The 12,040-nt window shown below is 59.1% G+C and carries 8 protein-coding genes and 2 pseudogenes; 3 read left to right on the top strand and 7 right to left on the bottom strand.

Annotation, left to right across the window (positions count from 1 at the left end; all coding sequences use genetic code 11):
• Position 1: 1 nt before the first annotated feature.
• The 3 genes and pseudogenes from ABIA45_RS38585 to ABIA45_RS38575 all read right to left on the bottom strand — a co-directional run bounded on the left by ABIA45_RS38585 (position 2) and on the right by ABIA45_RS38575 (position 3,389).
• Positions 2-421 carry a CopG family transcriptional regulator gene (locus ABIA45_RS38585; protein WP_225125419.1) on the bottom strand — a complete coding sequence of 140 codons (420 nt, stop codon included), beginning with the start codon at positions 419-421 and terminating at the stop codon, positions 2-4.
• A 269-nt stretch (positions 422-690) separates the two neighbouring features.
• Positions 691-873, bottom strand: a pseudogene (locus ABIA45_RS38580) (phosphatase PAP2 family protein); the annotation flags it as partial.
• A gap of 2,036 nt (positions 874-2,909) precedes the next feature.
• A complete protein-coding gene (locus tag ABIA45_RS38575) occupies positions 2,910-3,389 on the bottom strand; it encodes a cold-shock protein (RefSeq protein WP_404655528.1) in 480 nt (159 codons plus the stop codon).
• A gap of 165 nt (positions 3,390-3,554) precedes the next feature.
• Here ABIA45_RS38575 and ABIA45_RS38570 point away from each other — a divergent pair, with 165 nt between their 5' ends.
• The 3 genes from ABIA45_RS38570 (at position 3,555) to ABIA45_RS38560 (ending at position 5,358) form a co-directional block, all read left to right on the top strand.
• Entirely contained in the window at positions 3,555-4,544 is a 990-nt protein-coding gene (locus ABIA45_RS38570; protein WP_404655526.1) for a sensor histidine kinase, read from the top strand.
• A gap of 37 nt (positions 4,545-4,581) precedes the next feature.
• Positions 4,582-4,926, top strand: a complete 345-nt coding sequence (locus ABIA45_RS38565; protein WP_404655525.1) for a response regulator — start codon at positions 4,582-4,584, stop codon at positions 4,924-4,926.
• Between the two features lie 102 nt (positions 4,927-5,028).
• Positions 5,029-5,358, top strand: a complete 330-nt coding sequence (locus ABIA45_RS38560) for a response regulator (RefSeq protein ID WP_404655524.1) — start codon at positions 5,029-5,031, stop codon at positions 5,356-5,358.
• A 391-nt stretch (positions 5,359-5,749) separates the two neighbouring features.
• Here ABIA45_RS38560 and ABIA45_RS38555 read toward each other — a convergent pair whose 3' ends face one another.
• The 4 genes and pseudogenes from ABIA45_RS38555 to ABIA45_RS38540 form a co-directional block, all read right to left on the bottom strand.
• Positions 5,750-6,064, bottom strand: a complete 315-nt coding sequence (locus tag ABIA45_RS38555; RefSeq protein WP_404655523.1) for a hypothetical protein — start codon at positions 6,062-6,064, stop codon at positions 5,750-5,752.
• Positions 6,065-6,343: 279 nt separating this feature from the next.
• Positions 6,344-7,530, bottom strand: a pseudogene (locus ABIA45_RS38550) (IS1182 family transposase); the annotation flags it as partial.
• A 1,972-nt stretch (positions 7,531-9,502) separates the two neighbouring features.
• Complete coding sequence (locus ABIA45_RS38545; protein ID WP_404655521.1) at positions 9,503-10,561, bottom strand: acyltransferase family protein; 1,059 nt, start codon at positions 10,559-10,561, stop codon at positions 9,503-9,505.
• Positions 10,558-11,781: an acyltransferase family protein gene (locus ABIA45_RS38540; protein WP_404655520.1), complete on the bottom strand. Its 1,224-nt coding sequence runs from the start codon at positions 11,779-11,781 to the stop codon at positions 10,558-10,560. Before ABIA45_RS38540 ends, ABIA45_RS38545 begins: the two co-directional genes overlap by 4 nt.
• Between the last annotated feature and the right edge of the window lie 259 nt (positions 11,782-12,040).

The raw sequence follows: 12,040 nt of genomic DNA, 5'->3' as shown, positions 1-12,040 counted from the left end.
TTCACCGCGTTCTATCGGCGAGGGCGGCCTTGACCGCCGGACTGGCCTGCAAAGCGCCCAGGACGTAGACCGACGCAATCGCGGCGCGAGCAAGCTCGGGCGTGACATCTTGAGCGATGCTAGCAAGGCCCAAGACGTTGATGTGGAGCATTTCGCGGGCTTGCCGCGCCGCTTCGAGATCTTCGCGGCTGAAGTGCCTCAAACCCAGATCCAAACTTTTTCGGGTGGCGGACTTCTTCAGGATGTCGGCATGCCGCTCCAACTGGTTGCGGATTGCCGTGCGGATGAAATCGGTGCGGTTCGAATAGAAACCCTCCTGCACCATCAGGTCGACCTGACCAAGATCGACATAGCCAAGATTGATGGTGATTTTTTCGCTGTCCGAAGGCTTCGGCCGGAGTTCGCGAACGTTGTCTGCCATGGAACAACCATCCATTCACCATCCACATAGATGGTTTACGGAGCGAGAGAAGAGCTGTCAAGGTCTTAGGGCAAGTCCTAAGGAAGTCGGCCCGTTTGGCGCCTTTCACATGCATCGGGGCACGATTTTTCCGGCCTTCAAAATTAGCGACGCCTATGGAAGGTCCGTTGGCGGCCTACTGGAGATTGCTGGTTACGGGCTGCATGAAGCGCGCGCAGGCAGCAGGCATCACCGTCACATCACCGCTGACCTCAGGAGCGAAGGTCGCCGGCTCCCATATGCATCGCGTGGCCCGAAGGGAACGCGCCTTCCCGTTTTCCGGAGAATGGAACGCCATGGAGGTGGCCAATCACCGTCCTGCGGTTGGGCCGGGTCTGGTCGAACAGCCGCTTCATGGCATGGGGCAGCAGCGAGGCAGCGACCGTGACGAGCAGAGCATGATTGCCGGCGCGCTGTAGGGTCTCTTTGCGTCCGCGACCTCTACGTTGGGCCGACGTGGTCGACTCCGGACGTCTGATCCTCCCGCGGGCAGCCGCACGCATGTCCCCACTTTGATGGAGATCACCTGGTGTTCGGCAGAAGAACGACCCCAGGCCTGGATCAATGACCCAGGGCTGGGGCCGCTCGGGCTATGGACTGGATAGCCGTGCGCCTAAGCGCATGTTCCTCAATGTGACGGGGCGGCAAGGGTTGCGGAAGCGGCAACGAAAATTGATGAAGGTCCAAAGTATGTTAGGAATGTCCGGCTGGTGGGTTAGCTTAGGTTAATTCTTGGAAAACTAACCTTTGATTCCGCACTCGACCCGCCCCCCTCGATTCCGCACGTGCCGACACTGCGATCGATTGAGCCAAGTGCAAAGCTCCCTCGACACTACCCCGTTTACGTTCGGTGAGCTGCGCCCGATGGGCTTGCGCGAGGTCTTGGTTTACTGCCATTGCGGCCATCACGTCGCTCTGAGGGGAGATCGCTGGCCTGATGAGATGCGCCTGTCTGATATCGAGCCACGCTTCGTCTGCGCCGGCTGCGGCATTCGAGGGGCTGAGGTCAGGCCCGATTTCGAGAGCGGCAAGCCACCGCAATTCATTAGTTGAGACGCACCTACAGAGCCATGGAAATGACAGCCGCCAACCCTAGGACGGCTAACCCCCACGCCAGCGCATGTAATGTCCAATGCTGCATGGTTGCCTCGCTGGAAGCAGGCTGCAACCGGATCACGTGCGCTACTTGCGATCGATCGGCCCTCGAGACGACAGGTGCATGGGTCGGTGCCGACCGGTGCCACGCCTCTGCAACGTCGAAGATTGGCCTTACATGCGACCTCGACAAGTCTCGCGATACCTACGGCAATTTCCTTCGCCTCGTTCGCCCAACTCGTTCTTATAGAGGCAGGCTTGTCTCAGTTCGCCGCAGACATCCCTCCGAACTGGTCGTTGGCAAGTCTCCCGGTATCTGCGGCAATTTCCTTCGCCCCGCTCCCCTAAGATGTCCTTGTTTTCGCAGGCACGCCGCAATTCCTCGCATTGCCGCCCCCCTCGACCGTCGTACACTCGGACGCCTCCCGGTCCAAACTCAATGGATTGGGAAAAGGCGGAGATCGGCATTACGAAAAGAGCAGTTGCTGCTGCGGCGCCGAGCGCATACTTGCGCGTAGCCGAAATAAGAAACTTCCTCATAGCGTCTCCTCCATCGTGCGTAGATTACGCGGCGGCGTGGAGTCGGATCCACGGCTGGCAACTACGTTTATGTGTTCACTAACCTTCAGTTCCTGGACGGAGACCTTAAAAGGTTGATCTGAACCCCAGCCGAACAGCCAGTTCAAAGACTGTTTATTTCGAGCTTACAGATCTTCGCGATCATAACCGCGCTGTTCCTGAAGGACGACTTCCGGCTCGGATCAAAAACTGTCGAAGCGTTGTGCGGCAGGACAGCTCTGGGCGATAGGAAGACATCCCGATAAATAGGGTCGCCTAGGACGCATTCTCATTCCGAGGAAAGTTTGTAAACGTCACCTGGCTTGAGGTTGACTTCTTCAAAGATTCTCTGCTGTTTTTCAGAAAGAAGAGTAGGTAGAACTTGCGCTGTCCAACCTAGCTGCGAGGACCAGCGTGACGCCTGGTTTGGCTTAGCAAGGGCAAGCCATATCTCCGTCGCTGACCCTGAAACCGAGGTCACCTCGACGATAGTAAACTCATGACCGAACGACTCTGCCGTGAAGGGTCAACGCGCACTCAGGGCGACAGTTGCTGGCTGAAACGCCTCACTCGGGCGGCTTTAGTCCAGGCGATTGTAGCCACTCGCTTGTGCGACCCTGTCTCGCATTGGCGAGCCTTCCGAATGACCTACTCGCGTAGACGCCCGGGCGGAATAAGCGTAGCTTGTTCGCGCAAACGCTTTGCCTCTTCGGCAAGCCGCTCTTCCAGGGATTGAGTCTGTTTGAAACGACGCCGCGTCAACATGGCGACTCCCGTGTTCGAGAGGGCGGGAGCGCTATGGCGTTCTCATCACAGATAGTAGCCAGGGTCCGGGCTGTGATGACCCAAGCGTGCTCCCTTCATAGACAAGGTTATGTTTCGCGCCTGTGCCGGAACTCTTCAGGAATGGCTCAAAAGGATTAACCGCCGCAAAGGAAGGTTTTAGCACCTCGTCTACTTTGAGCGATTGCGGGGAAGCGCTCGAAGATGCTCTGAACGCATTGCAGGGAGGCGTCACGACGTTCTGAGCATCATTTCGCATTTTTGCTCTTGATTGGCGCGGGCTCGCCCTTACGACGGTGCTGGTATCGATCGAAATCACTTCAACAAGTCGCCGCCGGTCCGCCTGAATTTCCAAGCGAGCGCGGATCGTGGTTCCTGCTGGGACGGTCACATAACCAGCAGCTTTCAGGACCGAGACATGGAGAAAGGCATCGCCCATGCCGCCCACCAGTTCAGCGAAGCCAAACTTCTTGTCCAGCTTGAACCAAGACACTCGACGCTGAGACGATCATCTGAATTTCAACGCGCCAAAGCTGGAACCGGAGGAAAGGACTGGGCAAGCTTCGGTAGCACTTCGCCAAACTAACTTACCCATTTTCATTTGTGAATGAGGTCACCCTGTATTACCGTAGTGGAACCTGCAGAGGTGAGCGGCCAGATGAATCTTGAAGACTTGTACCGGCTTCTGCGCAGCGAACACGTCCAGGCGCAAGGGATCGTCGATACCCTCGAGGAACCCCTGCTGGTGCTGGATCAGGGCGGGTGTGTTCTGACGGCCAATCGCGGGTTTTACGAAACCTTCAGGGTCGGACGGGACGACACGGTGGGACGCAGCCTGTTCGACCTCGGCAACGGTCAATGGGACATACCTGAACTAAGGCGCCTCGTCGGCGAGATCATTCCCCGGTCTACCGCTATCGTCGGCTACGAAGTGGCAGCCAATTTTCCGACCATCGGGCCCCGAACAATGCTGGTCAGCGCCCGTCGGCTGGTTCACCCCGATAACAATAGCACCAGCGTACTGATCCTGTTTGAGGACGTGACCGACCGGCGGCGTGGCGACGCCCAAAAAGACATTCTCCTCGCGGAAACGCGCCACCGGATGAAAAATCTTTTGGCAATCGTGCGCTCTCTTGCCAATCAGACCGATGTGGAAGGCCGGACGGCGAAGGAATATCGCGATTCTTTCTTGGGACGATTCCAAGCCGTGGCCGAAGCGGAGACGCTCGCGCTGGCCGGGAGCGCCGAAGCCGATCTGAGTGCCCTGGTCGAGCAGGCAATGAAGTCGGCGGGTCCGGAGCGATGTCGGGTGGTCGCCGGGCCGCAGGTACGTCTCAAGCCGCGCCAAGTCGTGCCGATGAGCCTCATTCTGCATGAACTCGTCACCAACGCCTGGAAGTATGGAGCCCTTTCGCGCACCGGCGGGCTCGTCCACCTGAGCTGGCGCACCGCAGAAGAGAAGGGAAAATCCCTGCTTCACATCGATTGGCGAGAAGAAAACGGCCCGCCAGTGACGCCGCCAGCCCGCTCCGGGTTCGGCTCCAAGTTGATCGACCTTAGTGCGGTGCAAGGCTTACGCGGCGCCGTGGAACTTAAGTATGAGGCAACCGGTTTACGGGTTCACATCACCGCGCCTGTGGAGGCTTGAACCCCGGGGACGCATTGTGCACGACGCTCCCCGAATCTTGGTTGTCGAAGACGAGTACCTCATCGCGTTGGAGCTCGAGACTCAGCTGACGACTGCCGGTTATCGCGTGATCGGGCCGGCCTCCGACGTCGACGGGGCACTGGAGCTATTGAACGCCAGCCGTCCCGACGCGGCCATCCTCGACGTCAATTTGGCAGGGGAATGGGTCACACCGGTCGCGCAAGCGCTACAGGCGATGTCCGTGCCCTACATTCTTGCCAGCGGATACATTGCGGCCGACTTCGAAGCCCATCCTGTCCTGCGAGACGCCGTCAACGTCGGGAAGTCGTGGAGGCCAGACTTTCTCCTCAAGTCTCTTCGCGACGCACTAAACGGCGTGTGAGCGGCATCGCCGGAGCATCAGAAAACGGACTGGCTTGCTCACCTTCGGCAAATGGCACATTGTTCTCGCGTCCCAGTTATCTTGTGATAGCGGAGGGCGCCGATGAAGAACATTCTGATAGTGGAAGACGAATATTTCCTGGCTGACGATTGTGCCAGGGTGATCGAAGCTACAGGCTTGCACGCGCTGGGTCCCTTCGGCACGCTCGCTGACGCGGAGCCATATGTTGCCGAAGCGGACGGCGCTGTACTTGACGTCAACCTTGCCGGGGAGATGGTTTTTCCCCCGCTGGAGAAACTCCTGGCGGCCGGCAAACCTGTTGCTTTGCTGACGGGCTACGACCCAACTTCTATTCCCTCCCGCTTTGCCAGCTTGCCGATTTTCGTGAAGCCCGGGAGACTGCGGGCCGGCGGTAGAGCTGATCGCGCATGAACTTGGAATGAGCGGCGTTTCCGGTAACCGCCAGGTAACGTCCGACCTGCCGCCGGCCGCCGCCCTTTCAGGTAAAGTCAAATGCCCCGAGACGTTGACCGGGGGTAAGGTCGGCCCCCAAGCACCACGGCCCCAGCCCCGCAGGTGACAGGCCGGAAACTACCCGGAAGCGTTTTGGTCCGAAGTTGAACTTATAAGCGACTGGCGATCCAACCAATCCGCCAAAGCTTTGTACTCATTAGCCATTTGCAACAATTCCAGCTTAGCCGCCGGAGTCGTTGTTATAGCTGCCTGATGGCGGCAGAGCTTGCCAAGCGAGCGGTAGGATTCGGATCGAGGATTCATCGCGGAGAACTCTGATCCCGTGTGCCCCCCGCGCCCATCACTTGTGTTACAAAGTGAACACTTCAGTGAAGGGAACGCGCCCCTGCGGGCTAATTCGCTCAGCCTGAGGCAGTAAGTTGCCTCCCTGGATCACTGGCCTCAGCTTGCCTGCGTCGTACTGTTCGCTCGCGATCTGCTCGATGGGCGCCCGATCCCGTCTAAACGTGCTGGCAACATCATTTGCAGGTTCCGTCTGACGCCGCGCGGTCACGCAGGGCAGACCATTCGACCCTGCAGACGATCCGGTCATCGCCCCTGAACATTCGAACAGAACAGCCTCAGACTTCGCCTCTTCGAACCAGCCGGAAAGGATCAGGGACAAGGGGCATCTCAGATCTCCCTCTCCCGCACGGTCGGCAACTGTCGGCTTTGCGCATCGATCCTATTGGCTGCAGAGAGTGTCGCCGCTGATGACGTGTCCAACTGTAAGGGACTGGGTGATGTCTGCTTGGGGTCTTGGTTGTGTGCAAACGGATAGGTCGAACGCGGCCGTGGTCGCCAATCGTTGCAGGCCGCCGATGTTCTCGCGTCGGATCGTCCAATGACGGCCAAAGGGGGTATCGCGAGGCGGTATTGCGCTTTTGGGCGCACTTTCCGCTCTTCAGGCAGCGCGGATGGCTGCAATCAGGCTCGGCTTGCCGATGATGTTCATCACTCGTGTGAGATTATAGGCGAGAACATGCAGCGCCATCTCGGCGGCGACATTCCGCAGGCGCTTCATCAGGAAGTGGGGCGCACCCACGCGGGCTTTGATCGTGCCGAAGGGATGCTCGACCGTCTCGCGCCGCGTCCGCATGGCGTCTGGGTTGGAATCGAGCCGTCTCTGAACCTCCTCGACCACATGCTCATGCTCCCAACGCGTGATGCGACGCTCCTTTGAGGGCGTACATTGGCTCTTGATCGCGCAGCCTTGGCACGCTGCTGTCGACCGTAACGGCGCAGCGTCATTCCATGCTCGATGTTGGTGTAGTGATAGGGCAGCAGCTGGCCGGATGGGCAGCGGTAGACGTCCTCATCAGGCAGGTAGGCGAAGTCCTGTTTGCCGAACCGGCCCTCCGCCTTGGCGTTCGACGTCATGGGCTTGGGCAGGGTGACTGCAACGCCAGCCTTCTCGCAGGCCAATATCTCTTCTCCGTCGAAGTAGCCACGGTCGGCGACCGCCTCGAGTTTGTCCGCTTCGAGCACTTCTTTGGCTTGCTTCGACATCCGAGCAAGCTGCCCACGATCGTTGCCAACGTTTATGACCTCGTGCGTAACAATTAGATGGTGTTCGGTGTCCACCGCGACCTGGACATTGTACCCGACGACACCCGATCCGCGTCCACTGGTGGCCATCGAACGGGCATCCGGATCGGTGAGCGATATCTGTTGACCCGGCGTGTTGCGCATCTGCGCATCAAGCAATTCCAGGCGGCTCATCTCCTGCTTCAGCCGAGCGATCTTTTCCTTGATCCTTGTCTTGATGCTGATCGCTTCCGATGGCTCCTGCCGATCGGCGCTATCGAGTTGACGCAGATATCGACCGACGCTTTCCTCGATCTGCGCCATCCGCCTCGCCATCTTGGCATGCGTGAAGTTGCGGTCGCGGTTGTTCACCGCCTTGAACTTGCTGCCGTCGATCGCGACGCTTGGGGTCTGCAACAGGCCCATTTGCCGGCATAGTGCAATGAACTTCGCACAAACCTTCCGGATCGCCGCACCATTGTCCTTCCGGAAATCGGCGATCGTCTTATGATCGGGAGCCAGGCGGCCGATCAGCCACATCACCTCGATATTGCGGCAAGCCTCTCCGACTTTTGCCAGGTCGCGCTCACCATGAAAGCACCGAAGCCAAAGCAATGGGCCGAGCAGGAAGTCCGACGATTAGTCAGGCTCGCTCGGCGGGGAGTTGGCACATCGCGGATAGCCGCCGAACTCGGCCGTCACGCCGGATCGGTGAGGCGTATGGCGCGAACGTTGGGACTGCTGTTGAAGAAGTAGCTCCGAGCGTTCTTCAGCGCAGCGCGGCTGGCCTACAGACCAAAACCTCAGCCAATCTCCCGCGCAAGCTTGAGCGCGGCATCGGTATGGCGGCCATAGAAGAACGCTCGGTCAAGGCTGCGAAAAGATGCCCATTCCAAATAGCGCGATGGCAATGCCTCTAAACATGGTCATGGACCGGGTTGAACGATGCAAGGAAAGTTCAAAACGGCCCCAGCCCCAGGACTGGGGTAAACAACGGGGCCGGCATTCCCATTCCAATGTGCCGCAATCGGCGGTAATCGGCACGCTTTCAGCAAGCCACAAGAAACCTAACGAACTCTTTCTCACGCCGCCATCCGGGCGCGAGCCACGCCGTTGAGGTTGGATCAATGTGAAGCGCAGTGTGGGCGCTACCCATCCGCTGCTTTGCTGAGCTGCTGTGCGATTCTGAGGTCTTGCATTTCCCAATTGGCGCGCCCTCGCTCCTGACGATCGGGATGGCAGGCTCTCATCCTGATGCTGCAAAGCCCCTCGGGCCAGCCTCGGCCCCTAGGGGCTGGAGGGGACAAGTGCGGGGCCAAGGCGGTCCGACGGCTGGCGCTAAGGAGCGCCACGCACTTGGAGGCTAGTCCCAGTCAGCAAGATTGCTGTGTTCACTTGTGACCCGAGGCAGGTAATCGTAATGTTCCCGCACACGGCAGCGGCCTTTGCAGGCCTAGATCACTAGAGGAATCCAGCACAGCGTGTAGTTGTGGCACGCGGTTTAAAGACCGAGTAAGTGAGGGCGGATGTTGACCCGCCCTCACACGAGTGCTGGCCCTCCATCGGCGATGGACTGAACTCAGCGCTCAGCCTTGTCGATGTCGGCCCTGGTTTTCTTCACCGTATCGGCAACTCTCTCGGTACCAGGTAAGCGTCCCGTTCGGCGCTCAGCCTACCCGAGCCATCCTTGCCTAGCCCAGTCATGGGTCTAGAGCCTGCCAAGTGAAGGCGAGAGAGCCGAAGCGGCGGAGGTTTGCCGCACGTTGGTCGATCGGGTGACACTCGTCCCCGATGGCGAACAGCTCGCGATCATATTGCGCGGGGACCTAGCCGCGATCCTTACTTTGCGGCGGGCACGAAAAACCCCGACTTCCTTTCGGAAGCCGGGGCTCTGGATGGCTTGCTATCGTAAGCACCGGTGGTTGCGGGGGCACGCAACACCCGATTCTTGCGATTGATGGAAGCGGCAATCCCACGCTTGGCCGCTTAGTTAGACCATTGCCCTCTGAAGGCTGATATTAAGGACACTCTGTTAAGAATGAGGCGGTAAAAGACCTGCAAAAACAGTGACTTGAACGCACTGCTCGATGTCCGCAGAAACTCAGTGAGCATCCGCGCAAACAGTTTTGGGACAGTAGTAGCGAACAAGAGGAAAGAAGGTCGTAGTCCAGCACTATGGCCGCGGATCAGAGGTTGCTTAGTTGATGGCCAAGTCCGTTAGCCATCGAAGGGATGCTCCCGTAGCTCAGCTGGATAGTGCGCCTCCTTCAAAAGATGGAGGCTAAATGTTCGAATCGCGTCGGGCGCGCCAAAGTCCGCCGATACCCCTCTGTAGTACGATATAGCCGCCGATTACCGCCGGAACGACACCACAGCAAGGAGTGCGAGGTAGCCTGCGATCGAAAAAGCACAGAAACGGCGGCGTCGGGCGGTGAAAAAAGTTCAAATCGCTTATGGCGGTTTTTTGAACGCTGCTATGCGCCCCTTCTCCGCCATTCAGTAGGCAACTGAGCTGACTGATGCGGAATGCCCATTGTTAATGGTCGCGCATTCGGAAGTAGAACCGCTCGGCGAGCACGAACGAGGCCCAACCTAACGCCGCCGCGCCGGCAAAACCGAGGACGCCCAGATACACGACATTGAACACATCCCCAAGCGGGGGACTCGCAAGCCGCCACCACAGCGCAAACACCGCGGCCAGCGCCACCGAATGCAGCAGGTAGAACGAATAGGATATCCGTCCGAGCGCAACCAGTGGCGACCATGACAGAGAGCGGGCGAGCCAGCCCTCGCCGGCGCTAGCCTTGCACAGCATCAAGATGCCCACCCCGGCGAACAGCCAGACGAACTGTGAGGTGGTCAGATATCCCGCCGTCATTAGTCCGGTCGGGATGCAATAGAGCAGCACCACGATCCCGTCCGGGAACGTCGCCGCGATGCCGCGAACGCTGGCCTGCGACAACAGGCCGACCGCCGCGCCAGCAAACAGGAACACGAAAAATTCGAAGTACATGCCGGCAAGTCCTGGCACGTAGGCCATCACCACACCGGCGAGAACGGTTGTCGCGAGCGCCGGTACACGGAGCGCACGCCCGCTCGCCAGCAAAAGCGGTAGGCTGAGATAGAAGGCCATTTCATAGAACAGGGACCATGTGACGTTGTTGAACACGACGCCGGTTACGCCCAGCGCTGGAACGCCGTTTAGGAAGAGGAGATTGAAGGCGAGATCGCCCCAGCTCGGAAACGGAATGTGAAGAAACGGCCCAGTCAACACGCACACCGCCATTGTCAGCAGGAAGGCGGGATAAATCCGCACCAGACGGTTTCGCACGAACTGCGGATAGGCGAAGTCGCGGCGGTTCGCGATCTTGGCAATCAGGAATCCGCTCAACACGAAGAAAATGTAGACGCCGTGGTGCGAATGAAATAGCCAGTACATCGCCTTATCGAACGGCTCGCTCCAGCCCGCAAGCGGCACGACATTGGGATTGGCGCCGCGGAACGTCGCCATGTAGGTCCCACAATAGTGCACAAGGAAGGTCAGGAGCACCGCGACGCCGCGAAGCCCGTCCAGGCTACGATTACGTCCAATCATGTGCGAGCTGCGATATCGCGGTTGGCGGCTCGAGCCGAAATTGGCCGAACGGGAAGCTCCGTTCCGGTGATCGACGGTTCGGCCGGCTTGCCGGGTTGTCGCCATCGACGGCGATGAGTCCCGACCGCCGTCGCAAGCCGCTTGCCGAGCCGTCGAAGCGGCGTCTCAATGCACCGGAAGCTGATATCAGCCGAGACGCCGAGCAGGATGGTGGCGGCCAAGAGGAACGGTATCGTCTCGGAGGGCCCGGCGGGAGAGCCTGGAAAAGCTCCGCGATATAGCGCAGCCACCAGCCAGAAGACCGTGTTGTGGAGCAGGTAGATAGCGAACGAGCGTTCGCCGACCCAGACCAGCGCGCGACGCACGGAGCTCGGCCCGATCAGATATCCGTCGCTGTAGGACGCGAGAAACACGAGGACCAGCGCCAAACCGCTGACGACCGTCGGGAAAAACTTGATATGCATCGCCGGGATAATGCAGAGGGCTAGCAGCAGGCAAGATAGCGTCGCCGTGCGCATCACGGGGCTGCGAAGCGCCGTCGGCCTGAGTCGTTCGTAAAGCCAATGTTGCCTGCATAGTGCGAGCAGAACACCGAGCGCGATCGCGTCGAGCCGCGTCATCCACACTAGCGTCGTTCTCGGAAGCAGGGCAAACACCACGACCAGGCCGACTAGGCCGAGCATTACCAGGCGCCGCGGCAACAAAAATAAAAATGGAAAAACCAGGTAGAACTGCTCTTCCAGCGACAGGCTCCAATAGATCCCGAAGAATGAACCACAGTAGGGATTGGTGGAATCAATGCAGGCTGCGACATGGATGTTCTGAAGGTTGAGAACTATGGCAGCCAAATCGCCGGTCATGCCCCGCAGGACGATATCGCTCCAGTCGTTGAGGTGCAGCATCAGCAGCGCTGTGACCAGAAACACGATCCACGAGAGCGGCCAGATCCGGAAGATGCGCCTGATCCAGAACGGGACCGCAGCTCGCCAATAGCTGCGCGGTTTGGCGGCGATCGCGGCACTCATCTCGCTGGCAAAAGCCGAGGTGATCACGAAACCGGAGATGCAGAAGAACAGATCGACGCCACCGTAAAAGTCGAAATATTGCTCGAAATTGCCCTGCCGCCATGACAGCAGCGTGTTGATATGCTCAAGAATGACGAAGAGCACCGCGAATGCTCGCAGCGCTTCGATCTCAAGATTGCGGCAACCGGCCTTCATGCAACCCGGGGTAGCGCTACCGGATACACTCGTCAAGGATGTCGCACGAGAATGACTCGCTTTTTATCTCAGCTGTCGCCGCCGGGACGCTGATGCTGTCGTTGCATTGCGACGACGCCTGGGTGCTGGGCAGCCCGCCAACCCGTCACTCCTGTGTGGATAAGGCGTTCGATGACGCGAGCTGCCGCAAGGCTGTTGCGCGACGATCGTATCGCCGGCAGCACTAGGATCGCCGCAACCTTGGATCGCCAATCATCTT

The organism is Bradyrhizobium sp. USDA 336, from assembly GCF_044908355.1.
Taxonomy (GTDB): Bacteria; Pseudomonadota; Alphaproteobacteria; order Rhizobiales; family Xanthobacteraceae; genus Bradyrhizobium; species Bradyrhizobium yuanmingense.
Note: the sequence above shows the minus strand (reverse complement) of the source record. Positions and strands in the feature narration are given on the sequence as shown.